At 63.9% G+C, this 25,166-nt stretch carries 27 protein-coding genes; 15 read left to right on the top strand and 12 right to left on the bottom strand.

Annotation, left to right across the window (positions count from 1 at the left end):
• The first annotated feature begins 10 nt into the window (after positions 1–10).
• The 3 genes from D9V28_RS10150 to D9V28_RS10140 all read left to right on the top strand — a co-directional run bounded on the left by D9V28_RS10150 (position 11) and on the right by D9V28_RS10140 (position 1,107).
• Positions 11–421, top strand: coding sequence for a fluoride efflux transporter FluC (locus D9V28_RS10150; RefSeq protein WP_121659566.1), 411 nt, complete (start codon positions 11–13; stop codon positions 419–421).
• Positions 418–789, top strand: coding sequence for a fluoride efflux transporter CrcB (crcB, locus tag D9V28_RS10145; protein WP_121659565.1), 372 nt, complete (start codon positions 418–420; stop codon positions 787–789). Before D9V28_RS10150 ends, crcB begins: the two co-directional genes overlap by 4 nt.
• A 120-nt stretch (positions 790–909) precedes the next feature.
• Complete coding sequence (locus D9V28_RS10140) at positions 910–1,107, top strand: DUF3073 domain-containing protein (RefSeq protein ID WP_121659564.1); 198 nt, start codon at positions 910–912, stop codon at positions 1,105–1,107.
• Between the two features lie 22 nt (positions 1,108–1,129).
• Here the strand turns inward: D9V28_RS10140 and D9V28_RS10135 are convergent, their stop codons facing one another.
• The 7 genes from D9V28_RS10135 to D9V28_RS10110 form a co-directional block, all read right to left on the bottom strand.
• Positions 1,130–1,471 carry a TIGR02611 family protein gene (locus tag D9V28_RS10135; RefSeq protein ID WP_183086489.1) on the bottom strand — a complete coding sequence of 114 codons (342 nt, stop codon included), beginning with the start codon at positions 1,469–1,471 and terminating at the stop codon, positions 1,130–1,132.
• A gap of 50 nt (positions 1,472–1,521) precedes the next feature.
• Positions 1,522–2,025, bottom strand: a complete 504-nt coding sequence (locus tag D9V28_RS10130; protein ID WP_121659563.1) for a MarR family winged helix-turn-helix transcriptional regulator — start codon at positions 2,023–2,025, stop codon at positions 1,522–1,524.
• Between the two features lie 70 nt (positions 2,026–2,095).
• Entirely contained in the window at positions 2,096–2,377 is a 282-nt protein-coding gene (locus D9V28_RS10125) for a hypothetical protein (RefSeq protein WP_121659562.1), read from the bottom strand.
• A gap of 31 nt (positions 2,378–2,408) precedes the next feature.
• Positions 2,409–2,570: a hypothetical protein gene (locus D9V28_RS16110; RefSeq protein WP_183086488.1), complete on the bottom strand. Its 162-nt coding sequence runs from the start codon at positions 2,568–2,570 to the stop codon at positions 2,409–2,411.
• 289 nt (positions 2,571–2,859) lie between these two features.
• Positions 2,860–4,317 carry an amidophosphoribosyltransferase gene (gene purF / locus D9V28_RS10120; protein ID WP_121659561.1) on the bottom strand — a complete coding sequence of 486 codons (1,458 nt, stop codon included), beginning with the start codon at positions 4,315–4,317 and terminating at the stop codon, positions 2,860–2,862.
• Positions 4,318–4,362: 45 nt separating this feature from the next.
• Positions 4,363–5,478 (bottom strand): phosphoribosylformylglycinamidine cyclo-ligase, encoded by a 1,116-nt coding sequence (purM, locus tag D9V28_RS10115; protein ID WP_121659560.1) that lies wholly within the window; start codon positions 5,476–5,478, stop codon positions 4,363–4,365.
• Positions 5,479–5,480: 2 nt separating this feature from the next.
• Positions 5,481–5,909 carry a hypothetical protein gene (locus D9V28_RS10110; protein ID WP_183086487.1) on the bottom strand — a complete coding sequence of 143 codons (429 nt, stop codon included), beginning with the start codon at positions 5,907–5,909 and terminating at the stop codon, positions 5,481–5,483.
• 90 nt (positions 5,910–5,999) lie between these two features.
• On the opposite strand from D9V28_RS10110, the gene D9V28_RS10105 reads away from it, so the two are divergent.
• On the top strand, positions 6,000–6,785 hold the full coding sequence (locus tag D9V28_RS10105) for an EI24 domain-containing protein (RefSeq protein ID WP_121659559.1): 786 nt from the start codon (positions 6,000–6,002) through the stop codon (positions 6,783–6,785).
• 1 nt (position 6,786) lies between these two features.
• On the opposite strand, the gene D9V28_RS10100 is transcribed toward D9V28_RS10105, so the two are convergent.
• Complete coding sequence (locus D9V28_RS10100; RefSeq protein WP_121659558.1) at positions 6,787–7,155, bottom strand: sterol carrier family protein; 369 nt, start codon at positions 7,153–7,155, stop codon at positions 6,787–6,789.
• A gap of 19 nt (positions 7,156–7,174) precedes the next feature.
• Here D9V28_RS10100 and purD point away from each other — a divergent pair, with 19 nt between their 5' ends.
• Positions 7,175–8,464, top strand: a complete 1,290-nt coding sequence (gene purD, locus D9V28_RS10095; RefSeq protein WP_121659557.1) for a phosphoribosylamine--glycine ligase — start codon at positions 7,175–7,177, stop codon at positions 8,462–8,464.
• A gap of 134 nt (positions 8,465–8,598) precedes the next feature.
• Here purD and D9V28_RS10090 read toward each other — a convergent pair whose 3' ends face one another.
• Positions 8,599–9,273 carry a TetR/AcrR family transcriptional regulator gene (locus tag D9V28_RS10090; RefSeq protein WP_121659556.1) on the bottom strand — a complete coding sequence of 225 codons (675 nt, stop codon included), beginning with the start codon at positions 9,271–9,273 and terminating at the stop codon, positions 8,599–8,601.
• Between the two features lie 121 nt (positions 9,274–9,394).
• Between D9V28_RS10090 and D9V28_RS10085 the strand changes: the two genes are divergently transcribed.
• On the top strand, positions 9,395–10,435 hold the full coding sequence (locus D9V28_RS10085; RefSeq protein ID WP_229727806.1) for an NAD(P)-dependent alcohol dehydrogenase: 1,041 nt from the start codon (positions 9,395–9,397) through the stop codon (positions 10,433–10,435).
• Between the two features lie 96 nt (positions 10,436–10,531).
• The gene (locus D9V28_RS10080) at positions 10,532–11,032 is read left to right on the top strand and encodes a DUF6326 family protein (protein ID WP_121659555.1); all 501 of its coding nucleotides are present in this window, start codon (positions 10,532–10,534) and stop codon (positions 11,030–11,032) included.
• A 60-nt stretch (positions 11,033–11,092) separates the two neighbouring features.
• Here D9V28_RS10080 and D9V28_RS10075 read toward each other — a convergent pair whose 3' ends face one another.
• Positions 11,093–13,123 carry a hypothetical protein gene (locus D9V28_RS10075; RefSeq protein ID WP_121659554.1) on the bottom strand — a complete coding sequence of 677 codons (2,031 nt, stop codon included), beginning with the start codon at positions 13,121–13,123 and terminating at the stop codon, positions 11,093–11,095.
• 63 nt (positions 13,124–13,186) lie between these two features.
• Positions 13,187–14,248, bottom strand: coding sequence for a LacI family DNA-binding transcriptional regulator (locus D9V28_RS10070; protein WP_229727807.1), 1,062 nt, complete (start codon positions 14,246–14,248; stop codon positions 13,187–13,189).
• Between the two features lie 127 nt (positions 14,249–14,375).
• On the opposite strand from D9V28_RS10070, the gene D9V28_RS10065 reads away from it, so the two are divergent.
• From D9V28_RS10065 to D9V28_RS10030, 8 genes are all read left to right on the top strand, one after another.
• Positions 14,376–15,677 (top strand): ABC transporter substrate-binding protein, encoded by a 1,302-nt coding sequence (locus D9V28_RS10065; protein ID WP_229727808.1) that lies wholly within the window; start codon positions 14,376–14,378, stop codon positions 15,675–15,677.
• Between the two features lie 63 nt (positions 15,678–15,740).
• The gene (locus D9V28_RS10060; RefSeq protein WP_121659551.1) at positions 15,741–16,625 is read left to right on the top strand and encodes a carbohydrate ABC transporter permease; all 885 of its coding nucleotides are present in this window, start codon (positions 15,741–15,743) and stop codon (positions 16,623–16,625) included.
• A 3-nt stretch (positions 16,626–16,628) separates the two neighbouring features.
• Complete coding sequence (locus D9V28_RS10055) at positions 16,629–17,522, top strand: carbohydrate ABC transporter permease (RefSeq protein WP_121659550.1); 894 nt, start codon at positions 16,629–16,631, stop codon at positions 17,520–17,522.
• A gap of 8 nt (positions 17,523–17,530) precedes the next feature.
• Positions 17,531–20,143 (top strand): glycoside hydrolase family 78 protein, encoded by a 2,613-nt coding sequence (locus D9V28_RS10050; RefSeq protein WP_121659549.1) that lies wholly within the window; start codon positions 17,531–17,533, stop codon positions 20,141–20,143.
• Positions 20,140–21,039: a phosphoribosylaminoimidazolesuccinocarboxamide synthase gene (locus D9V28_RS10045; protein ID WP_121659548.1), complete on the top strand. Its 900-nt coding sequence runs from the start codon at positions 20,140–20,142 to the stop codon at positions 21,037–21,039. Before D9V28_RS10050 ends, D9V28_RS10045 begins: the two co-directional genes overlap by 4 nt.
• A gap of 11 nt (positions 21,040–21,050) precedes the next feature.
• Entirely contained in the window at positions 21,051–22,508 is a 1,458-nt protein-coding gene (locus D9V28_RS10040; RefSeq protein WP_121659547.1) for an MFS transporter, read from the top strand.
• Between the two features lie 17 nt (positions 22,509–22,525).
• Positions 22,526–23,020 (top strand): GNAT family N-acetyltransferase, encoded by a 495-nt coding sequence (locus D9V28_RS10035; protein WP_121659546.1) that lies wholly within the window; start codon positions 22,526–22,528, stop codon positions 23,018–23,020.
• Between the two features lie 83 nt (positions 23,021–23,103).
• Positions 23,104–23,994 carry a VOC family protein gene (locus D9V28_RS10030; protein WP_121659545.1) on the top strand — a complete coding sequence of 297 codons (891 nt, stop codon included), beginning with the start codon at positions 23,104–23,106 and terminating at the stop codon, positions 23,992–23,994.
• Here the strand turns inward: D9V28_RS10030 and D9V28_RS10025 are convergent.
• On the bottom strand, positions 23,991–25,151 hold the full coding sequence (locus tag D9V28_RS10025; protein WP_121659544.1) for an alcohol dehydrogenase catalytic domain-containing protein: 1,161 nt from the start codon (positions 25,149–25,151) through the stop codon (positions 23,991–23,993). The genes D9V28_RS10030 and D9V28_RS10025 overlap by 4 nt on opposite strands.
• Positions 25,152–25,166: the final 15 nt, after the last annotated feature.

Below are 25,166 nucleotides of genomic sequence, written 5' to 3'. Positions count from 1 at the left end.
CCTTGGCGGCATGCTGATGCGCCTTGCTGCCGTCTTCGTCGGCGGCCTGGTCGGCACCGCGCTGCGGTGGGCCGCAGATGCGCTTCTCGCCAGCCCGAACGACGCGTTCCCGTACAGCACTCTGCTCGTCAACGTAATCGGTTCGTTTGTTCTGGCCCTCCTGGTCGGATCGGTATGGGTCAGGCCAGCCGTACCTGACTGGCTCCGTGCCGGATTGGGTGCTGGCGTGCTCGGCTCGTTCACCACATTCTCTGCACTCGCGTCGGCCGTCGTTGTTCAACTCGCGTCGGAACAGTTCGCACTTGCCGCTGTGCACCTCGCCGCCTCACTGGTGCTCGGCCTCGGGGCTGCCTTCGTCGGCATTCGACTGGGACACCACTTCGGGCGCGGTGTAGAACCATCCGACTGGACCACCGAATGACCCCGGCGCTTGCTGCGGCCGTTATCGGCGCCGGTGCCATCGGCGCCGTCCTGCGTTATCTCACCACCCTGCTGTTTCCCCACGATGCCGCGACGGGCAGGCTCCCGCTCGGGGTTCTCGCGGTGAATGCGATCGGGTCGTTTCTCGCCGGCCTGCTTCTCGGTCTCGCCACGCAGTCGCACCTGTCGAGCGAATGGTCGCTCATTCTCATCACCGGGTTGTGCGGTGGGCTGACGACCTTCTCGACGTTCAGCGTTGAGGCGATTCAGCTGGTCGAGAGGGGACGCTGGAGAACGGCGGCCGCGTCGATCGGCGCGAATCTGGTTCTCGGCATCGGGCTGGCCGCGATCGGCTTTATCCTCGCCTGACCGGCCAGCGCTGAGGGTGGGCCATGCTAAGATCGAATTTAGTCTTTATCGTTCCCTGGTTGGTTTAAACCATAGGGCGGATCTCCACCGCCTCGCTACTAATTCGTAAGGGGGTCTCGCATGGGGCGTGGCCGTCAGAAGGCAAAGCACACGAAGATCGCACGTGAGCTGAAGTCGTTTAGTCCCGACGTGAACTACGACGCTCTTGAGCGCGAACTCACGGGGCACGCGCACGACGAGTCGTATGCAGATGAGGCAGCGAAGTGGGCCGAGTACGCCGACGAATACAAGGCGGCAGACGAGCCCAAGCGAGCCTGACCCGACGGTCGGCTACTCGTCGTCAGCTAGCGGCGCGCATGGATTTGCGCGCATCCCACCATGCCCAGAATCTGGCGAGTTGACGCTTGACGAAGGCTGCGAGCCGGTGCGCCCAGGCGAACTCGGTGCCGAGTATCGCAAGGCCGAGAAAAACCACGAGCCATCCCGGGCCAGGTAGCGGCACGAGGATCAGGCCCAGCAGCGCGATGAGTCCGCCGAGCAGGCCGACTCCGATTCGATAGCTGAGGCGGAGCCGTGGGTGGGTATCGATCCAGGAACGGATGCGTCGAAGCATCCGCCGGATCGGGCGGCCCTTGCTCTCGCCCAGGGCAATCTCGCGTTGAAGTTCGCTCTCGGAGACCATCTCCTCAGGGTATTGAGTAAGTCTGGGATTTCTCCTGATGCCGAAGGGCGTTACTTACTGTCGGCAGACTCGAGCCGCTCGATCACATCGGACAGCACCTTCTCAACCGTCGCGGCATCAGCTGGCGACAGTCCCTCCATCACCTCAACCACCGACTGGTGAAAGTTGCCATAGGAGCGCTCGATATTTTCGGCGCCGGCCTCGGTCGGCTGCAGGATCCAGGCCCGGCGGTCCGTCTTGTGCGGTGACCGACTGAGGTGGCCCAGTTCGACCAGGTTGTCGACGATCTTCGTCACCGAGGCGCTCGACAGACCGAGCATCACTATGAGGTCCTTGGGACCCATTTCGCGCTGCTCGCGCTGCGCCTGCAGCAGGTAACGCATCGCGTGAAACTCGTTTTTACCAAGTCCGGATGCCTGACGTACCCGCTCGATGCTGACTTCTTCCGCCCGGTGGAGGCGAAGAACGGCCTGAATCGCTCCGCGGGCGAACGCCCGCCGCGGTTCCCGGGCATACAAATGCTCGGATTCGTGTCGCACGACATTGAGGGGCATGCGTGGCGCATCCTTTCCGATTGTGGCGGACGGAACGCGCGGCCACCCTCGAGCCGAGCTGGTTCGGGGACTACGGCCGGTCGCGCTGCTCCGTGAGCAGTGACTCAAGGTGATCTTCGAGTCTCCGTTGGGCCATCGCGAGATCGGAGTAGTCTCCGATGTAACTTGCGAAGGTGTCGCGGACAAAGTAGTGATCACCCTGCTTGTCAATTGTGCCACCGAAGTAGCCGCGATAGGACGCCGCCCAGAAGTCGGTGTCCGCGAGTCGCCACTCAGCGCGAGTTCGAGGTGCTTCCTCCGTCGCCGGGGCCCATGTGGTTGGGGCCGGTGCGGAGTTGTCAAGAAGTGTCATTGGGGTGCTTTCGTTGCGATGTTTCGAGGCGTTAGTTCCAGCTGGAACCGAGAGCGACGGTAACCACAGCTGTGGCCACCGAGATGAGTCCGGTGGCGCTGGCGACGGTCATCAGGACCTGGTCGCGCGCTTCTTCTCGAACCTCGGTGAATGGGCTGTGCAGCCGCCCGGTGTTTCGCTGTGAAATGCTCATTGCTCTCTCTCCCGTCTTCCAAAACTCTGTCACGAAGTAAGAGATTCACGAAAAAACATTGTCCGCGGTTGACAGGCTTGCGCGTTAATGCGAAGCGTTTGACGTGCCCCGTTCGAGGGGCGATCATCGTGACGGTTCGAGCCGACCAGGCCGATCAGATCGGCGCGGGAAACGCCCATCGCCGGGCATTGCCTCGTATTTACACGCAGACGGATGCCACGGGGCTAGCGGCCACGTGGCATCCAGCACACGCCAAGTCGCGGAGCGCCATCGCGGACGCTTCAAACGGTTAGGAGAGCTGGTTGCGCTCGACCCAGTCGAGGTACTCAGGGGTGACGTTTCCGGTGACGTATTCGCCGGTGAAGCAGCTCATCTCGAGCTCGGTGACGTTTGATCCCTGGATGATCGCCTGCTGCATGTCTTCGACCTCCTGGTAGATGAGGCGGTCGGCACCGAGCTCACGGGCGATCTCGGGAATCTTGCGGTTGTGTGCAACGAGTTCCGTGCGAGACGGCATGTTGATGCCGTAGACGTGCGGGTAACGAACGGGCGGCGCGGCCGAGGTGAATGTCACCTTGTTGGCGCCGGCCGCTCGAGCCATGTCAACGATCTCCTTCGACGTCGTGCCGCGCACGATGGAGTCGTCGACGATGAGAATGTTCTTGCCCTTGAACTCCATCGACATCGCATTCAGCTTCTGACGGACGCTCTTCTTACGCTGGGCCTGGCCGGGCATGATGAATGTGCGGCCGACGTAACGGTTCTTGTAGAAACCCTCGCGATATTCGATGCCGAGCTTCTGCGCGACCTGCATGGCGGCAGGGCGGGACGAGTCGGGGATGGGCATGACAACGTCGATGTCACCCATCGGTGTGTGCTCGGCGATGGTGGTTGCCAGCCGGTCACCGAGGCGGAGGCGAGCCTCGTACACGGAGATGCCGTTCATGACTGAGTCTGGACGAGCCAGGTAGACATACTCGAATGAGCATGGGACGAGGCGCGGATTCTTCGCGCACTGGCGAGAGTACATTTCACCCGAGGTCGTGATGAAGATGGCCTCGCCCGGCGCTACCTCGCGAACCACGTCGTAGCCGGCGCTCTCGAGCACGAGCGACTCGCTCGTCACGATCCACTCCTCGCCGACCAGCCCGGCTGAGCGCTTGCCGAGGATGAGGGGACGGATGCCATACGGGTCACGGAATGCGAGAAGGCCGTGCCCGGCGATCATGGCGATGGCGGCATACGACCCCTCAACACGCTCGTGAACCTGCGACACAGCGGTGAACACCTGGTCGGGGTCGAGCTCGAGGCCGGTGATCTGCGACTGCAGTTCGGTAGCGAGCACGTTGAGCAGCATCTCGGTGTCGCTGGTCGAGTTCACGTGGCGACGGTCGATGTGGAAGAGGTCGTCGGCCAGTTCACGAGTGTTCGTGAGGTTGCCGTTGTGCACGAGGATGATGCCGTACGGAGCGTTCACATAGAACGGCTGGGCTTCCTGCTCGTTGTCGGCGACGCCCTTGGTGGCGTAACGCACGTGGCCGAGACCCATCTTTCCGAGCAGCGAGCGCATATCGCGAGTGCGGAACGCCTCGCGCACCTGCCCCTTGGCCTTGTGCATGTGGAAGGTCGGACCGTCGGCGGTCGCGATGCCCGTCGAGTCCTGCCCACGGTGTTGCAACAGCAGAAGAGCGTCATAGACCTGCTGGTTGACGAGCTCAGGGGAAACGATGCCGACGATGCCGCACATACCTAGCGGGCTCCTTGCGTTGCGGTGGTGTGAACTGCTGAGTTGTTAGTTTGCGTAGCTTCCGACGAGTCGAACGGCGCCGCCATCGACACCCTTCGCTCCCTGCTCGAAACCGCTGATGTCCCTTGAACCAATGTGCACTGTTCCGGCTTGCCAGGCCGGGATGCCGCCGGACGTGAGGTCAGCGATGACCGCTGAAGCGGCATCCGCTTTCACGATTGCAAAGAAGCCGATGCCGAGGTTCCAGGTTCCTTCAGCGCTCTCCAGTGTTGAGCCGGCCATGTCGCTGAGCGCCCGGAAGACGGGAGCGGGTGACCAGCTTGCGCGGTCGACCTCTGCCCAGCTGCCGACGGGAAGCACGCGCGCCAGGTTGGCGGCGATACCACCCCCAGTGACGTGGGAGAGCGAGTGGATGGCGCCGGGGTGACGACCGATGAGGTCGAGAAGAGGCGAGGTGTACAGGCGGGTCGGCTCGAGGAGCACTTCACCGACGACACCCCCGAGGTCAGCCGAGGTGTCGGTGAAGGAGATCTTTCGCTGGGCCAGGATGTGGCGCACGAGCGAGTAGCCGTTGGAGTGCAGTCCGGAGGATTCGAGGGCGATGATCGCGTCGCCGTCCTCAACCAGGTGCGCGCCGAGCAGGTCGTCTGCTTCGATCACGCCGGTGGCTGCTCCGGCGACGTCGTAGTCGTCCGGGCCGAGGAGCCCGGGGTGCTCAGCGGTTTCGCCACCGACGAGCGCGGTTCCAGTTGCCGAGCAAGCGCGGGCGATACCGGCGACGATGTCGGCGATGCGCTGGGGCACGACCTTGCCACAGGCGATGTAGTCGGTCATGAACAGCGGCTTTGCACCGACGACCACGATGTCATCGACGACCATGCCGACGAGGTCCTGGCCGATGGTGTCGTGCTTGTCGATGGCCTGGGCGATGGCGACTTTCGTGCCGACACCGTCGGTGGATGTGGCGAGCAGCGGTCGCTTGTACGAGGTGAGGAACGAAACGTCGAAGAGCCCGGCGAATCCGCCGACGCCGCCCAAAACTTCGGGCCCGTGCGTGTTCGCGACTGCCGACTTCATCAGCGAGACGGCAAGGTCTCCCGCCGCGGTATCAACGCCGGCCTCTCGGTAGCTCGTTGAGGCGTCGTCGATCGGGGAGTTCATGCTCACGCGTTGCCCTCGTTTGTCGTGGGGGGAAGTTGCGGGGGGTTGTGCTCGGAGGATGTGTTCGATGCCGGCAGTTCGGTCTCTGTTCGGGCGTCCGTTTCGTCGGCCCGCACCTCGTGCACCTCCACCTTATCGGCTCGCACGTTGTGCACCTTTCGCCCGACGACGCGGTCAAGCACGATGGCAAGCAAACCGAAGAGCGCGACGCCGACGGGGACGCAGAGAAGCAGCAGGAATCCGAAGACCTGAAGTCGCCCGAACTCGGGGTTCTCAGGGAACGCGAGGGTGAGCACGAACGCCGCAAGAGCACCGACGAGCGCGCCGAGAAGCATGAAGTTCGTGTATCGAGGCGAGCGGCGAACCTGGACGGTTGCCGGGTCTCCTGTCGAACGTGCGGGTGTTACAGGCCGGTCTGGCTCGGAGTTCATGGTTCCATTGTCGCCCATGAATCTGAGCCGGGGCCGCCCGTCGCGACGGGGCGCTCATCGGCCCGGCTGCCGAGCCATTACCCTGAGGTCATGACGATGGAACGAACGAAGCCCGGTTTTCTGGCGGGTTTTGTGATGGGCGTCCGCCTCCTCGGTCGAGGGTTCCGGTTGTGGGTGACCTCACCGCGGCTCATGCTGATCGGGGCAATCCCCGGCCTGATCACGTTTGTCCTCCTGGTTGCGGCAGGTGTTGCGCTCGGCGTCAACCTGGAGAACCTCGGCACACTTCTTACCCCGTTCGCCGAGAACTGGGACGAGGTGTACCGAACGGGCATCCGCATTCTCGTGATGGCGGCACTCGTCGGCGCAGGCGTTCTCATCTTCATCTACAGCTACACGGCGATCACCCTGCTGATCGGGCAGCCGTTCTTCGAGCGAATTTCGGAGCGTGTTGAGGGGTCACTCGGTGGCGTTCCGAACGAGGTCGATGCCCCGATCCTTGCGTCAATCGCGCGCGGCATCGGCGAGTCGCTTCGGATCCTCCTGCTGACAATCGCCATCGGACTCGGCCTGTTCCTGCTCGGCTTCGTTCCGCTCATCGGCACGGTGCTTGCCTGGGTGTTCGGCGCGATCACCGGTGGCTGGTTCCTCGCGCTCGAACTGTCGACCGTCGCGTTCGAGCGACGCGGGCTCCCGCTCAAACAACGCAGGAAAGCGCTCGGCGCTCAGCGCTCAACAACCCTCGGTTTCGGCATCGCCGCGTTCCTGCTCTTCCTCGTGCCGCTTGGTGCTCTCGTCACCATGCCCGCCGCAGCGGCAGGTGCGACGCTCCTCGCTCGACGTTCGCTCGGCGAACCGGACCGCCCGCCGGCCTGAATCACGAGAAGGGCAGCCGCATCACGGGGATGTGGCCTGTGAGGTCTGCGCGCTGTCCTGAAGCCAATACGGTTCCGGATGTCGCGGCATCCGCCCATGAAATTCGCCCGGTCGCGAGGGCGAGCCACGTTTCCGCGTCCATCTCAATGACGTTCGGCGGAGTGCCTCGCGTGTGACGCGGACCCTCGATGCACTGGACGGCACCGAAGGGAGGAACCCGCACCTCGAGGGTGTTGCCCTCCGACCGTTCGGCGAGCAGCTGCAGGGTGTACCGCACAGCTGTGGCAATCTCATCGCGAAGGGCCGCCTCACGCACCGCTTTGTCGACGGCCTCACGCCCAACGTCATCAGAAATCCGTGCACGTGCCATGCGCTCTAGGCTAGTCCTCGTGAAGATACTTGTCCTCGGTTCCGGTGCCCGCGAACACGCCATCATCCTGTCACTTGTTGGAGAGGACGTCACTCACGACATCGTCGCCGCCCCGGGCAACGCCGGCATCGCGGGAACTGTCCCCACCGTGGAGCTCGACCCGAACGACCCGACCGCTGTAACGAACTACGCGATCGCCGAGGCCGTCGAACTCGTCGTCATCGGACCAGAGGCCCCTCTTGTTGCCGGTGTTGCAGACGAACTTCGCGAGCAGGGCATTCCCGTCTTCGGCCCGGGCAAGGCCGCTGCACAGCTCGAGGGCTCGAAAACCTTCGCTAAGCGCATCATGAACGTCGCAAACGTTCCGACCGGCCGTGCAAGCCGCGCAGCGACCCTCGCCGAGGCAGAGGCAGCGCTCGACGCGTTCGGTGCGCCGTACGTCGTGAAGGCCGATGGCCTCGCCGCTGGCAAGGGCGTGCTCGTCACGACGGACCGCGACGCCGCACTCGATCACGCGCGCACCTACCTCGAGCAGGGCAGCGTTCTCGTTGAGGAGTTCCTCGACGGCCAGGAGGTTTCCCTCTTCTTCGTAAGCGATGGCCACACAGTTGTTCCGCTCTCCCCCGCCCAGGACTTCAAGCGCCTCTCCGACGGCGACGAGGGCCCGAACACCGGGGGCATGGGCGCGTACTCCCCCCTGCCGTGGCTTGACGAGGCATTCGGCAGTGAAGAGGCGTTCGTCTCCGAGGTGCTCGAAACCATCGCCCAGCCCGTTGTGAAGCAGCTCGCCGAAGAGCAGACCCCGTTCATCGGCCTGCTCTATGCCGGCCTCATCCTCACCTCGAAGCGCGACAGCGACACCGACCGCGGCATCCGCGTGATCGAATTCAACGCCCGGTTCGGCGACCCCGAGACCCAGGTCGTCCTGCCTCGCCTCGAATCACCCCTGTCCGACCTGTTGTACGCGGCCGCAACCGGAACGCTCTCGACGCTCGACCGACCGACGTTCGCCGTGGCATCCGCTGTCACTGTCGTCCTGGCAAGCGAGAACTACCCGGCAGCTCCCGTGACTGGCCTGCCCATTTCGGGACTAAGCCAGGCGGATGCCATCGCTGGCGTCCACATCGCCCACGCCGCCACCGCGAAACGGGGCGACGAACTGGTGTCGACGGGCGGCCGGGTTCTCAGCGTGGTTGCGCTCGGGGACGGCTTCGCCGAGGCTCGCGCCCGGGCGTACGAGGCGCTCGGCCACGTCTCGCTCGAGGGTGCGCAGTACCGAACGGACATCGCGGCGCGCGTCGCCGACTGATCGGCCGCGTCGAGCGGCGCCGCAAGGTACCCTGCTCGCCACGCACACGATCAGATGCGCTCGAGCCCACTACGACACGGCGTTATGGATCGGAACGGCGGTCCAGAGGGCCGCGCGACGGCCCGAGTGCATCGCTATGCGGAGACTCGCAGGGGCTCGAGGGCGCCTAGAACGAGGTCAAGGCCGAAGAGAAACTCCTCCGCCGGGTCGTAGCCGGCAGCGAGGAGTGCTTGGGCAGACTCGTTGAGGTAGGGGAACTCATCGTGGGGGAGCTGGGGCAGGTAGTCGGCCTCGGCCATGTTCGCGAACTCGTCGGCGGTGCCGAACGGCAGGCTGGTTTCCTGCAAAGCGAAACCGTAGACGTAGCTGTCGAGCAACCAGTTGGCGTGCGTCGCCATCAAGACCGGGAAGCCAGCCTTGCGTAGGCAGGCGGTGACCGCTTCGTGGTGTCGGAGGTTCGCGGGCCCCGCCGATGTCCGCGACTCCATCAGACCGATCGCCCACGGGTGGCGCGCAAGAACCTGTCTGGCAGATATCGCCCGACGTCGCAATGCCGACTGCCAGTCGGCATCTTTGCGTGGGAGATCGATCTCCTCAAACACGATGTCAACCATGGCGTCAAGCAACTCTTCCTTGTTCGCCACGTAGTGGTAGAGAGACATCGCGCCCGCGCCGAGCGCGCCAGCCAGTCGGCGCATGCTCAGCCCGTCGACCCCCTCGCGATCGGCCAGCCGGACCGCCTCGGCCACCACTCGCTGCTTGCTGAGCCCCGCGTCTGACGCGGCCTCGCGTTGTTCCCTCGCAGACACTGATCTCCTTGCTTACTCGAACGGCTTGACAATGGTCCAGCGTACGGTCATAGTACAGTGTACGTGCGTAGTACAGCGTACGAGTTGGCGGAAATCGCCGCGGGGATGCAAGGAGGCTTCCATGGGAATCGAACAGCTAAAGAATGGCGGAGGACGCTCCGCGCCCGGGCGGAGTTCGGCCGGAGCGGCGACGATGCGAGCCGCCGTCCAGCGCCGCTACGGCCCGCCATCGGTACTCGAGTCGTCCGAGATTGGGCTGCCGCTGCCCGGTCGAGGCGACGTGCTCGTCCAGGTGGGCGCGGCAGCGGTGCATCCCGGGGACTACTTCGTCATGACCGGTGAGCCGTACCTGGTGCGGCTGGCGTTCGGGCTGCGTCGGCCGCGCCTCGGCATCCCCGGCAGGGACCTCGCTGGTGTGGTGGCAGCGGTCGGGAAGGATGTCACAGCGCTCCGCCCCGGCGACGAGGTTTTCGGCTGGAGCACCACGGGAACGCTCGCCGAATACGCGTGCGTCCCGGCCGGCAACCTCGTGTCCGTGCCCGCCAACCTCTCGATCGTGAGCGCGGCGGCAGTACCAACGTCGGCCATGACGGCGTTGCAGGCACTACGCAAAATCGCGAACGTTCAACCGGGCCAGACGGTGCTGGTCACGGGCTCATCGGGCGGCGTTGGCTCCTTCGCCATCCAGATCGCCAAGGCACTTGGTGCCGAGGTGACGGGCGTGTGCAGCACCCACAACGTCGACCTGGTCAGGTCGCTCGGCGCCGACCACGTCGTTGACTACACGAGGACCGACTTCACCCGCACCGAAAAGCGCTACGACGTCATCCTCGACAACGTGGAAGCCCAGCCCCTGGCGGTTGTCCGCCGAGCGTTGACGCCCACCGGCACCCTCATCCCCAACAGCGGACGCGGCGGACGCTGGCTCGGCCCACTCGGCCGGAACATCAAAGCGCGCGTGCTGTCCGGGTTCACCCGTCAGCGATTGAAGCCCTTCCTGTCGGTCGAGACGCACCAGGATCTGCTCACTCTGGCGGAGATGCTCGCGACCGGGCAGGTCAAGCCCGTCATCGACCGCACGTACCCCCTCGCAGAAGCAGCTGACGCCCTCCGCTACGTCGCTGCCGGCCACACCCGAGGAAAGGTCGTCGTCACCATATGACGACCGGACCCACGAGAACGACCCAACCCGTGCGCATGCACGCCCAAACCCGCCGCCCCTTTGGCGGTCGGCCCACCCCTCTCGAAAGACGAACCGATGACCATCCGAACGACAACATCGAGACCCCTCGACAACCCGCCGATTCCTGTGCAGGGGAAGATCGCGGCAGCCTGGACCAGCCTGATGTTTTTCGTCATATACATCGACTACTTCCACCTCTACCAGCCCGGCGCCATCGATCAAATCCGGGGTGGCCGCATCTTCGAGTTTGACATCAGCGGGACATTGTTGACCATTTTCGTGGTGGTCATCGGGATCCCGGCCCTGATGATCATGCTCTCCATGACGCTGCCCGCCCGGGTGAACCGTGCAACGAACCTCGCGGCTGCATCGCTCTGCATCCCGCTCATGGTGTTCAACGCGGCAGGGGCATCCTGGGACTGGGCCTCCTTCTACGCCCTCTCCATTGGCATCGAGGTGCTGATCCTGGCCTACATCCTTCGCTCCGCCTGGGCATGGCCCCGAACGGACTCGGTCCAAGCCGGCCGCGACGCGACCGAGCTTGAAGAGGATCTACGACAGGACCTACGACGGTAGGTGCCCGTGCAAACCTCCCGGCTCACGCCCGTCAGGTGCGCTCCTCCGCCGCGAGCTCGGCTACTCGAGCCAGGTGACCTCGTCTCCAGCGGAGTTTGTGTACACGATCCGCGGAGTGAACACCGTGCTAGATATGAAGACGACCTCGCCCGTGGTGCACTCGCCGGCGGCGAGGGTGCCTTCGCTGAGCTGGTCGTCGCTCTCGAGCAGTCGCCCCTCTGTCCCGTCCTCGTTGACCAAGGCGAAGTCGTCAGGTGAAACTGTGCGTTGAACCTCCGGCGGGAGGTCTCTCATGTCGCTGTCGGAGCCCGCGCAGAAGTTGACTATCGCGGTGACGATGTAGTCAGGCTGCTCAGCTCGAGGGAAGAATACGTCGAACTGGCTCGCGGTGATTTCCGTCTCATTCGCGAGCCGCACGGTGTCGCCGAACGTCAACTCCTCCGTGACGGTGGTGTCGAAGATGGTGGGAACCACATTGACGGCTACAACCGCACCCAGTGCCACCGCCAATCCGGCCCATACGCCGGCCCGGCGTCGACGATCTGCCGGTGCGACACGGCGGCGGCGCGACCGGCCTTCTCGAGGTGCCGGAGGGGGTGCGGTCGGCAGCTGCACTTCGCCGAGGAACGACAGTCTCGCCACTCCCGTGAGGTGCTCTTCGACGGCCCGCATGACCCTGTCCGGGTGCGCGAATTGGTTGGGCGCGATGGACACGTTTCTCATGGCCTCGTCGATGAGCGTCACGGTGCCGACCGGATCTTCAACCCTTGCGAGCAGTCGAGAGGTATCGACACCATCCCATTGAACGGCGGGGCCGGCTTCACTCCCGGTGCGGCGGACCGGAACAACAATGCTGTTCGGGGTGACCATCAACGACGTGGAGGGGACGTCATCGGTGGCGAGAGTGTGGAACTCCTGCTCGCCGTCGAAGTTGGGAGCCCAGTAATTCTCGAGGGGCTTGAGGTCTTCCGCGACGCCGCCGAGGTTGAGCCGTGAACCGTTGTCCAGCTCAGCGGCGCTGAGGTCGAGCGCCAGGTGAAGGGTCTCAACGGCGCCGGTGATCGCCCGCTTGATATCGGCGGACGTCGCCGGAAGCACGGGGTCCAGCCCGAAGAGGGCGCGTTCCCGTTCCAGCCGAGGAGACAGCACTCGACTGGATTCGGCCAGGGCGATCTCGATCCAGGGGTCGGGGACAAGACCGAGCATCCTGCTGAATTCGCCCAGAACTGAGCGACGTGTTCTCTCGTCAGGAACTCGGTCTGCAAGGAGGAACACGCAGTACTCGACCCCGAGGCCAACGACGATGGCGCGAACGGTCAGACCGGCCCTGCCGTTGGCCGGGGTTGCATTGAGCTGCGCACGGAGGAGGTCCGCGGCGACGGCGCCCGCCGCTGAGCGGGGAAGCAGGGCCGAGGCCAACACGTCCTCCTCGGGTCGCGGCAGGAGACCGGCACGGTTCCGCGAGTTCCCAGCACCGTCATTGCTCGTACGACCGCCCCGCCGCGGGGCGCCATCGGCCCAGGTCGCCGCCGGGGCTGTCCCCTCGTCGTGCTGCACCGGGAATCCGAGTCCGACCAGCGACTCGTCTGTGGTGAAAAACACGACCGGAACATGACCGGTTGAGGGGTTCAGCTCGGCGAGAAGCCGCCGGGCACGCTCATGTGCGTCGGGAGCCGTCAGTTGCCATCGAGCGAGGGTCGCGGCGTTACGCCCGGTCCGAACGAGCAGATCAGCTGGCCACACCGGCTGCTCGGGTCGCAGCGGCAGCACATCATCCGACACGATGCTCCCGGTGAACAGGACCGGGAGTCGCCGCCAAGACGCTGACACGGCGTCGAGGCTTCCTCGGATGGCGATGGAAACAGTGTCCGTGTGAAGTTCGACGAGGCCTTCGGGGACGTAGGTCTCACCAGCGCCGAGCTCCACGGGACGGGTCAGCTCACTCGTGAGCGCGGCCAAGGCGATTGAGAGTGACCCTGCCGATTCAACCTGTTCATTCAACAGCCCGATACCGAAGGTCACTCCGACCATGGTCAACGGGCCATCCTGATCGATCAGTTGCCAGTTGTTGCCTGCCCACGCTGTCGACATTCGGCTCCCAGGATTGGCTCGTCCACCCCCGGGCTCGGAAGCAAATCGACGCCAATGATATCGTCAGCGGAAGTCTGGGAGCGCCGTGCTCGCCCGCTCGAAGAGCTCCGGAGCGAGAATCACCGTCCTGTGCTCATGCTCTCCCCCTGCCATTTCCTCGAGCAACAGGCCAGCAGCAATGCGACCCATCTCATGGCCTGGTTGGCCAACGGTAGAGATCGGGATAATCGAATCGGCCGCAAAGTGGTTGTTGTCGTAACCGATGATTGCCACGTCCTCGGGAACGCGAACGTTGGAAGCCATCAGAGCTTGAACACACCCAGCCGCGAGCGCGTCCGCTGCCGAAACAATTCCGCTGGGCCGATCAGAAGCGCGGCGGGCCGCGATCTCCGCGCCCAACTCCCTGCCGCTTCGAATCGTCAATCGTTCGGTTTCCGCCACTTCAAGAGTAGCGCCATTGCCCCATTCGGCAACGGCACGCCGTGCACCCGCGAGACGCTCGGCGACGGCATGAAGGCTGAGCGGTCCGCCGGCGAATAACAAGCGGGTGCGACCGCGTTCGAGCAAGTGCGACGCTGCGATAAACCCGCCGTGCTCCTCGTCGACAGTGACGCCGCACGACTGCCCCTCTTCGCCTGGCCAGTTCACCGTGACGACAGGACGACCGTGACTCCGCACCCGCTGGGCGGCATCGAGAGGACCATCGAGCGGAGCGAGAAGCACACCACCAACACGCGCTTCGTCGAACCAGTCAAGATAGTCATTTTGGCTCTCGAAATTGACGTCACTATTGGCGAGAAGCAACTTCATTCCCGCATCGGCCGACGCCTCCTGGGCACCTCGAGCGATGTCGACGAAAAGGAAGTTTCCGATGTCGACGATGACAAACCCAAGGGTGTCAGCGCGACCGTTCGCGAGGGACCTGGCGAGATTATTTCTCACGAAGCCGAGCTCGTCTATTGCGGCGAGCACCTTTGCCCGTGTCGTCGGAGCAACGATCGACGGGCGATTCAGCACGTTGGATACGGTCCCGAGCGCCACCCCAGCACGCTTGGCGACGTCGGACATACTCGCTGTTCCCGGCGCTACGAGCGCGCCGGAGCCTCTCAGATGTGCGTCGACCATGTCAGAGCGACCTCCCTGTCACCGTCGTGAATCGTTATAAAAGTTCCGCTTGCAGATTTTCTAGTCACAGACTAGCTTGTTCGTTGAAGCGCTTCAATACGCCAAACGGGCGCCCATTCAAGGAGGAATGATGACAATCACGACCACGCGCAGCCGTCGCTTATTGGCTGCAGCAGCAGGAGCCGGGATCACCGCTCTTGTCCTCACCGGCTGCGGAGGCGGAGGCGGAGGCGCTAGTTCAACCCCTAAAGAATTCAGCGTCCTGACTAACGCCGAAAACACGGAGATCCCCGACGTTCTCTCCACGCTTTCCGATGACCAGTGCTCCGCCGAAAACAAGACCCTGCCGCTCGACCTTGAAACCGTGCCGCAGACCAATCTCGACCAGCGCCTGCAACTGCTGGCCGGGCAAAATGCGCTCCCTGTGATGTTCTCAGCGGGAAATGCTCCCGCGCTCACGAAGACACTCGCAGATTCGGGCAATGTCCTCGATTTCGAGAAAGCGCTGACCGATCTCGACGCGATTGACAACATCGAGCCGGCGGCAATCTCTACCATCGAGTCGCTCTATGGCGGGTTCAACGCTCTCCCCTTCGAGTACAACATCGAAGGAATCTGGTACAACAAGCTACTCTTCGCCGACAACGGAGTGACCGTCCCCGAGACGTGGGACGAGCTGGTGACAGCGGCGGAAACTTTCAATGCAGCCGGCCTGACGGCTTTCTCGGCAAGCGGTGACCAGGGCTGGCCGATCACCCGCCTCATCGGCAATTACATCTTCCGAACGCTCGGACCCGACGCACTTCAAAAGGTTGCGGACGGTGACGCCAAGCTGACCGATCCTGAGTACGTTGAGGCCGCGCAGGCGATCGCCGACCTCGGCGCCGCCGGTTTCTTCGGGAAGGGTGTCGGGTCAATCGACGCCGACACAGCCGCCAACCAGTTCATGAACGGCAGCGCGGCCATGTACTACATGGGCAGCTGGACGCTCAGCGACTTTGCCGACGCGGAGCGGAACCAGATCGGTGAGGAAAACATCGGATTCATGCCGTTCCCCTCGGTTGAAGGTGGCAAGGGCGACAGCTCGCAGCTCGCAGCCAACGTCGGCCTCCCAGCGACGTTCAACGCGAAGAGCTACGACGACAACGTTGGGGCTTGGCTGGACTGCATCTCGGAAAACTACGGAAGCACCGCACTTTCGGAGAAGCAGCGAGTGTCCGGTTTCAAGCTCAACACCCCGGTCGCGGACATTCCGCCACTGACGGCGGAAGTGCAGGAGCGCATCGGAGCTACGGACGAGACCGTGCTTTGGTTTGAAGCCCTGTTCACCACGAAGGCTACGACAACCAGCCAGACAAACGCGGCGCAGCTGGTCACCGGCGATCTTTCTGCCGAGGAGTTCATGTCCCTCGTTCAAAACGATCTCTAGTATTCACTCCGCGGGAGGGGGCGCGCACCCGCGCCTCCTCCCCAAAAACCCCAAAGGCTCACCATGAAACAGGTCCTGGGCGATAGAAAGTCCATCCTCATCCTGATCGGCCCGGCATTGCTGGTCTACACACTCGTGATGCTCGTGCCGGTTGTGTGGTCGCTCGGCTACACACTCTTCGAGGGCAACGCCATCGTCGGCTTCACCTTCGTTGGCCTCGACAATTTCGCGCGAATGCTCACGGACGCCCGCGTTCACGAAGCGCTGTGGTTCACCATCAGGTACGCCGTCGTCATCACCGTCGGTCAGGTCTTCTTCGGGTACCTGCTGTCACTGCTCTATGTCTTTGTGCTGAAAAAGTCGTCCGGCATCATCCGCACCCTCGCGTTCTTCCCGGTGGTACTCCCTACCGTCGCTGTAGCGCTCATGTTCCAGAAGATGTTCGAGATCGCTCCCCAGAACGGCCTGGTCAACGAGTTCCTCAACCTTTTCGGAGTGGAGTCGGTCGACTGGTTCGGCAGCTCGGGATCAGCTTTCCTTGTGATCGCCATCATGGACATCTGGCGCTCGATGGGTTTCTACGGGGTCCTTCTCTACGCGGGGCTCGTTGACATTCCCGAGGACGTACTCGAGTCGGCGCGAATCGATGGTGCGAGCGGTTGGCGCCTCGTCCAACACATCGTTCTCCCACTCTCGCTCCCGGTTCTGTTGTCATCCATCATTTTCAGCATCAACGGAACGCTCAAAGTCTTCGACAGCATCCTTGCGCTCACCAATGGTGGGCCTGGGACGAGCACGAGCCCGCTCACGATCTACATGTTCCAGACCTCGTTCACCTACGGCGAATACGGGTATGGCAGCTCAATCGCCTTCCTGCTGACCCTGCTCTGCCTCGTGGTCACCCTCTTCATTTTCCGTTCCTCGCGTCGCGACCTCACGAAGGGCTGACACATGTCTACTTCGACGCTCACAGCGCCTGCCCGACCGCAAGCGCCGGCTCAGCGTCGCCCGCGGCGCGCCCGCTGGCTGAAAAAGCTGCCGACGACGATCATCGTCGCTCTGCTCCTGATCGTTGAAATCTACCCGCTCGTCTGGCTGCTCCTCGGTTCGTTCAAAACCAACAAAGAGTTTCTGGAAGAGCCTGTCTGGTCTCTACCCGCGTCTTTCAACTTCGACAATTACGTCGATGCCTGGACGACCGGAAACATCGCGCAGTACGCGACAAACAGCATCCTTGCGGTATTCCCCGCCCTGTTCCTCATGCTGGTCATGGGGACGGCTGCCGGTTTCGCCCTCGAGGTGATGGTTTGGAAGGGCCGCAACGGCGTGCTTCTCGCGTTCCTCACCGGAATCATGGTCCCGGGTCAGATGATTCTGCTCCCGCTATTCACCGTGTACTTCCAGACCGGGTTGACCGGCACTCTGTGGCCTCTGATCATCACATACACCGCAACGGGCCTCCCACTGACGGTGTTCATGATGGCCACGTACTTCCGGTCGGTACCGCGGGAAGTCTTCGAGGCATCGACCCTGGACGGAGCCAACATCCTGCGCTCGTTCTTCTCAATCGGACTGCCAATGATCAAGAACGCGATCTTCACGGTGGCCCTCGTCCAGTTCTTCTTCATCTGGAACGACCTTCTCATCGCCCTGACCTTCACGAACTCGACCGATCTGAGAACCATCCAGGTGGGGCTTCTCAACTTCAATGGCGAGTACGGCAGCACCAACTACGGTCCGTTGTTCGCCGCGATCTGCATCAACGTCTTCGGCACTTTGGTGATCTACCTCTTCCTCAATCAACGTGTGCAAAAGGGCCTCACCGCCGGCTCTGTGAAAGGTTAACCAGCTTCATGACTGCTCAGATCAGCCGAGCCATTCGGTTCGAACACCTTCGCGACCCACTCGGAATCGGGATTGCCTCACCGCGCCTGTCCTGGCAAACCACGGCGGAACCCGGCTGGACCCAGGCCGCATATGAGCTCGAAGTTGAACGCGCGGGTACAATCACGACAACCGGGCGCATCGAGTCCGGCGAGCAAATACTGGTGCCATGGCCGACTGAGCCGTTGATCTCGCGCGAGCGTGCAACGTTGCGCGTTCGGGTGTTCGGTGTCGATGGTTCCGCCTCAGCATGGAGCGACCCGTCCACTGTCGAGGCAGGGCTTCTCAACGCTTCCGATTGGACTGCTCGACCGGTTTCGGCGGCGTGGGATGAGGACACGGACAGCGACCGTCGACCGTCGACCGTGCGGTCGGAATTCTCGATCACCGCTCCGGTGGCGAGAGCTCGTCTTTACGTTTCCGCCCACGGTCTGCAGGAGACGGAAATCAACGGAACGCGCGTAGGCGACGACATTCTCTCGCCTGGGTGGACCGTCTATGGCTCGCGCCTTCGTTATTACACCCACGACGTCACGGATCTCCTCCTGGAGGGCGCGAACGCGATCGGAGCCTTCTTGTCGGACGGCTGGTATCGCGGCCGGATCGGTTTCAATGGCGGTGCGCGCAACCTGTACGGCGACGACCTGTCACTGATTGCCCAGCTTGAGATTGAGTTCACCGACGGCACGCGTCAAACGGTGGCGACGGATGCCAGTTGGCAGGCGTCATTTGGCCCAATTCTGTTCTCGGGGCTGTACGACGGCGAAAGCTACGACGCGACACAGGAGCAGCCCGGCTGGTCAAGCCCGAATTTCCAGGGAACCGGATGGACGCCCGTGGTCGTCGGCGAGAGGGACCCGGCGACGCTCGTCGCGCCGGAAGGACCACCAGTGCGATGCACTGAGGAGCTGCTTCCGACATCGGTCGAGCGCACCGCTGACGGCAGGTACCTTCTCGACTTCGGACAGAACCTCGTCGGACGGTTGAGCATCCGGGTCAATGGCCCGAGCGGCACAACCGTCACGCTGCGGCACGCTGAGGTGATGCAGGACGGTGAGCTTTACACGCGTCCGCTTCGGCAGGCGGCCGCCACCGACACGTTCGTGCTGAGCGGGGACGGCCCTCCCGAGTGGGAACCGCGCTTCACGCTCCACGGGTTTCGGTACGCCGAGGTGTCAGGCTGGCCGGGCGATCTCACCACGGGAGATGTCATCGCCAAGGTGTATCACTCCGATATGGAACGCACGGGTTGGTTTGAGACATCGAATCCGCTGGTGAACAGGCTCCACGACAATGTTCTGTGGAGCATGCGCGGCAACTTCGTTGACATCCCGACCGACTGCCCACAGCGTGATGAGCGGCTCGGATGGACCGGTGACCTGCAGGTCTTCGCACCGACCGCTTCCTTCCTCTACGACGTCACCGGCATGCTCGGATCCTGGTTGAAAGACGTCGCCGTCGAACAACTCGACGACGGAACCGTGCCGTGGTACGTCCCCGTTGTGCCAGGAGGGAACCACTGGACCCCGATCCAGCCGGGAGCGGTCTGGGGCGACGTCGCCGTACTCACTCCCTGGACACTTTTCGAACGGTTCGGTGACGCTCAGATTCTCGAAACGCAGTACGAGAGCGCCAAGGCGTGGGTTGAACTCATCGATCGACTCGCCGGCCCCGATCACTTATGGAACGAAGGCTTTCAACTGGGCGACTGGCTGGACCCGGCTGCGCCGCCGCACGATCCCGCCGATGCTCTAACGGACCGCTACCTCGTCGCGACTGCGTACTTCGCACATTCAACACGGCGGCTCGCTGACACCGCTCGGATACTCGGCCGCGAGACCGACGCTGACCGTTTCGGGAAACTGGCAGATGGCATCCGTCAGTCATTCATTGGCGCGTATCTCGAACCGTCGGGACGAATGACGAGTGACGCTCAGACGGCGTACGCCCTGGCCATCTCATTCGGGCTGCTGCCGGATGACGAGCGAGCAACCGCGGCGAAGCGCCGTCTCGCTGAACTCGTCACGGAGGCGGGCAACCGAATCGCCACCGGATTCGCTGGGACACCGGCGATCTCCGATGCGCTAACGATCGGTGGTGCACTCGAAACCGCATACGCCCTTCTTCTCGAACGCGAATGCCCATCGTGGTTGTACACGGTGTTGCAGGGCGGAACCACGATCTGGGAGCGCTGGGACAGCCTGCTCCCAGACGGCACGGTCAACGCCGGCGAAATGACATCGTTCAACCACTATGCCCTCGGAGCAGTGGCCGACTGGATGCACCGCGTGGTCGGAGGCCTGGCAGCGGCCGAACCCGGATACCGCCGCGCGCGCATTCAGCCGCGCCCCGGCGGCGACCTCACATCGGCATCCGCCACGCACCTGACGCCGTACGGCGAACTCTCTTCGTCCTGGTCGATCGTCGACGGCGTCTTCGTTCTGGACGTCACCGTGCCGACGGGAACGAGCGCAGTGGTCATCCTGCCCGACGGCTCCGAGTACGAGGTGAGCTCCGGCAGCCACAGGTTCAGTTGCGCCGAATCGTCCGCTGCCACCCAGACCGCGATAATGGGAGGGTGAGCGAATCGACAGACCTGGCCGGCTGGAAACACGTCTACTCGGGCAAGGTCCGTGACCTGTACGAGCGAGCCGACGGCGCGGCATCCGACGCCCTGCTCGTTGTCGCCAGCGACCGGGTCAGCGCGTTCGACCACGTCCTCTCCCCCGGCATCCCCGGCAAGGGCGAACTGCTCACAACGCTGAGCCTGTGGTGGTTCGACCAGCTCAACGTGCCGAACCACCTGGTTCCCGACCACGAGCTGACCGCGGAGAACGGAATCGCAGAGGTGATTCCCGCACCGTTCGCCGGTCGCGCCATGCTCGTGAAAAAACTCGACATGTTTCCTGTCGAGTGCGTCGTGCGCGGCTACCTCACCGGCTCCGGCTGGAAGGAATACCTCGAATCGCAGAGCGTCTGCGGGATCCCACTGCCCGAGGGTCTCTCAAACGGCGACCGGCTGCCCGAGCCGCTCTACACACCGGCGTACAAGGCACCGATGGGTGAGCACGACGAGAACATCTCGTTCGAACAGAGTGTCGAACTGGTGGGTGAAACCGACGCCACCGCACTTCGTGACCTGTCCCTCGCGATCTACGCCGAGGCATCCGCTCTCGCTGAAAAGCGTGGTGTGATCCTGGCCGACACCAAGTTCGAGTTCGGTCGCGACAGCTCTACCGGTCTGATCACCCTGGCCGACGAGGTGCTCACCTCTGATTCTTCTCGATACTGGGATGCCACGGTGTACGCCTCAGCGAACACCCCGGCCGAGCGTATGGCCAGTTTCGACAAGCAGATCGTGCGCGACTGGCTTGCGGCGAACTGGGACCAGACCGGCACACCGCCCGAATTGCCGGAGGCCATAGTCGTCAAGACCGCCGACCGCTACCGGGAATTGCTCCGCCGCCTCACGGCGTAAAGTTCTGAGGGATGTCTGAAACTTCCCCTCACGACGCCCCCGCCGACCGCGTCAAGTGGCAATCATTCTGGGTGTGCGCCGGTGTGGCCTGCCTGACGATTCTCGACCTGTCCAAGGTCAACGTCGGCCTGACGTCGATCGAGGAATCGCTCGGCGGCGGCGCAACCGAACTGCAACTGATCGTGGCCGGTTACGCGCTCGCATTCGGGCTCGCGCTCGTGCCGTCGGGTCGCCTCGGCGACTTGCGTTCTCGACGCAACATGTTCCTCATCGGACTGACCTCGTTCATGCTGGCCAGTCTGCTGTGCGCTGTGGCACCGACGATCGAGGTGTTGGTGATCGGCCGCATCCTTCAGGGCGTCGCAGCCGGCATCCAGATGCCGCAGGTGCTCGGCCTGATCCAGCAGCTGTTTCAGGGGCAGGAGCGCGGTAAGGCTTTCGGCCTCTTCGGAGCGACCATCGGCCTCTCGACGGCGTTCGGCCCGACGATCGGTGGCCTTCTGATCGGCATCGGGGGGCCGGAGAACGGCTGGCGGCTGCTGTTCTGGATGAACATTCCGCTTGGCCTGATCGCAATCTGGTTCGCCTGGCGCCTTCTGCCCAAACACCAGGCGCACGAGGGCGGCACCGGCAACCTCGACGTTCCAGGCATCGTGTTGCTCGGCATCGCCACGTTCAGCCTCATGCTTCCGTTCGTGCTCACCACCGGCGGCCCGACCGACGACCCGAACCGCTGGTACTGGCTCGTCGGTTTCGTTCTGGCTGCCGCCGCGTTCGTCTGGTGGGAGCGCCGCTACCTCCGCATCGGTAAGTCACCGGTTGTGCACTTCGGGCTTTTGCGGCTCGCCTCGTATCGCAACGGCATCCTCATCGCGACGGCGTACTTCGCTGCGATCCCCGCAATGTTCCTGATCGTCACCCTGTTCCTCCAGCAGGGGCTCGGCCTCGAAGCCGTGTTCGCCGGCATGGTCTCCATCCCATTCGCGCTCGCCTCCGCTGCGACCTCGTGGATCGGTGGTCGCCTCGTCAACAGGCACGGCCGCAAAATCGTCGTCCTCGGAGTCGCACTCGCAGGAATCGGCATCGCGGCCACGCTGCCGATCAGTGCGTACGCGTCAGAGGCGTGGCTGCCCTGGCTGATGGCCGCCGTGCTCACCATCGCCGGAGCCGGTGGCGGTTTCGTCATTTCCCCCAACCAGACCCTGACGCTGCAGGACGTTCCCGTCACACAGGGCGGCGTTGCCGGCTCGGTCGCGCAGGTAGGCCAGCGTGTCGGAACGGCCATCGGTGTCGCCGTGGCGTCGAGTACCTTCTTCGCCACCCTCTACGCCGGCCAGGGACTGAACGACTCGACGGAGGTTTACCGGGAGGCCTTTGGTCGCGGGACCACCATCATCGTTGCCCTGCTCGTGATTGCGCTGGTGCTGAGCCTGCTCGACCTCCGCAAACGCAAGACACCGACAGCCTGATTCCCCCACGCCACGTCATGCAACAGCCCGCTCCAGCGTTGGCCATTGAGCGCCGGGACTACTCGCATCCCGATACCCGTCGGCTCGTGGAGCAGTTGCAGAACCTGTATGTCCGTATTTATGGCGGCCCAGACGAGACTCCGATCGACGATTCCGATTTTTCGCCACCGCACGGCGCCGTCGCTGTCGGTTACGTCGACGGCGAGCCCGTCGCGATGGGGGCGTGGCGGCGGATGAGTGACGGCAAAGCAGAACTTAAGCGGATGTTTGTCGTCGACAGTTTTCGGGGTCGGGGCTTTTCCCGCGCCGTGCTTTCGTGGCTCGAGGAGTCGGCGTATGAGCATGGCTCGACAGTGATGATGCTGGAGACGAACGAGAACCACCCCTCCGCGATCGCGCTCTACCGCTCGGTCGGCTATCGGGACGTTCCCCACTTTGGTTTTTATGCGAGCAACCCGATGACAGTCTCCCTGGCACGAGTGCTGCGGGGACCGATCGGTGCAAGCTCGTAGCGACCGCAAGCGGTTCGTACCCCACCCGCGCTTCCTTTCGGAGTTATGGGAATGTTGTCGCTACAACTATAGTTACACCCATCATGAACACGCTCGCACCCTCAGACAAACTGGCCGCAGACACCGCGATGGGCCCGGTCACGCTTCTCGTGGCAGACCTCGACGCGATGACAACCTATTACACGGATGCTGTCACGCTCGGTGTCCTGTCGGCCACCGAAAACTCGGTGACGCTCGGTCGCGGCGGCGTGCCAGCGGTCATCCTCGAGCACGCTCCCGAACTCAAACACGCCTCCCCCGGATCGGCTGGACTGTTCCACACGGCCATCGTGTTCGACTCGAAGGCCGCCCTGGCCGCCGCGCTGTACTCGGTCGCGCGCCAGGCACCCGGCACGTTCACCGGGAGCGCGGACCACCTCGTGAGCATCGCGTTCTACTTCACCGACCCCGAGGGAAACGGGGTTGAACTGTACTGGGACCGCGAGCGCACCGAGTGGAGCTGGGTGCACGGGCAGGTCGAGATGGCGACGCTCTACGTGGACCCCAACGAGTTTCTTTCGCAGAACCTCACGGCCGAAGGCCAGACCGCACCGGCCGATGAGTCGATCTTCGGCGGGGCGCAGATCGGGCACGTCCACCTCTCGGTCGGCGACGTCGCCACCGCTCGCGAGTTCTACGTGAACACGCTCGGCTTCGACGCCACCACCTCGCTCGGCAATCAGGCGCTCTTCGTCTCGGCGGGTGGATACCACCACCACATGGCCATGAACGTTTGGAACTCACGCGGCGCCGGCCCCCGCATGCCAGCGCTTGGCCTCGGGCGCATCGACATTCAGGTTCCGGGGGCCGACTCACTCGGCGAGCTGACCGAGCGCCTCACCCACCACAAGGTGCAGGTGCGCGACGACGGCCAGACCTTGAGCTTCGACGACCCGTGGGCGAACCTCATCCGCGTGCAGGCCGCATCGGCCTAAGCTCCCAGGTGCGGGTCGAGCGCCACCCGCTGGTGCGTGCCGGTCGCGGCGAGCGCGAGTGCGTCGTCGACCAGAGCTAGCGGAAAAGTGTTGCCGACGAGCTGCGCGAAGGGATACCGGTACCACGCGTGCTCCAGGTAGTCGACGGCGCTGATCAGGTGCCGCGCGGCGTAGTTGTGCACACCGCGCACGGTGATCAGTCCGCGGACCAGAGTTTCAGGATCGAGACGGATGCCATCACTCGGCGACACGCTCCCGACCAGGACGATCACCCCACCGACTCCGACCAGGTTCATTGCGGTCGACACAGCCGCGGTTGAACCAGACATCTCAAGAACGATGAGCGGTTCGGCCGCACCCGAAGCGGTGAGCGTCGCCAGCACTCCGCCGAGCCCGGTTGCCGATCGGAAACCGGACCGGGAATCGGCGACCGCCGCTGCACCAAAGCTGAGCGCAGCACTCCGACGGAGCGGATCCGGATCTGAGACCACAACGCGCGCGCCAGCATCCGTCGCCATTGCGGTCGCGGTGATGCCCAGCAGTCCGGCGCCGAGGACCACAACCGTCGCACCAGCCAATCGCACCCGATCCGCTGCGGCTTCGAGTGCGGCCGCGACCGTCGCCGTCGCGCACGACGCCGGTGCGGCAACGGCGGCTGGGAGGGCCTCGTCGACGAGGACAACTGTCGACCCGGCACGAACCTGAACGTGCGTCGCGAAGCCACCGCTCAACTCCCACCCACGGTGAACCCGGTCGTGGCCGTATTTCGCCAGCGCCCGGCACTTCTCGGCCAGTCCGCGCGAACAGCGATCGCAGCTGCCGCAACTGACGGTGACCGACCACACCACCCGCATCCCCACGATGAGCGGTGTTCCGTCCGAGGCCACTGCTCCCTCACCGACAGCCGTGACCCGGCCCACCTGCTCATGCCCGAGCACAAGCGGGGTCGGTGCGTGCCGGTGCCCGAGCACCGTGTGCACGTCGGACCCGCAGACGGTAGCCAGCTCGACCTCGACCAGCAACTCGCCTGGCGCCAGAGACACCCCAGGCACGGCGAGCGCTTCATGCGGCCGCCCCTCCCCCTGCCACACCATCGCTACGGGTGACGGTGTCACCAGAACATCGCGACCAATACCGTCACTCACTACTCGCGTCATTGCGATCACTCCCCC

The sequence above is a fragment of the Mycetocola zhadangensis genome (assembly GCF_003668565.1).
In the GTDB taxonomy this organism is placed as follows: domain Bacteria; phylum Actinomycetota; class Actinomycetes; order Actinomycetales; family Microbacteriaceae; genus Mycetocola_A; species Mycetocola_A zhadangensis.
Note: the sequence above shows the minus strand (reverse complement) of the source record. Positions and strands in the feature narration are given on the sequence as shown.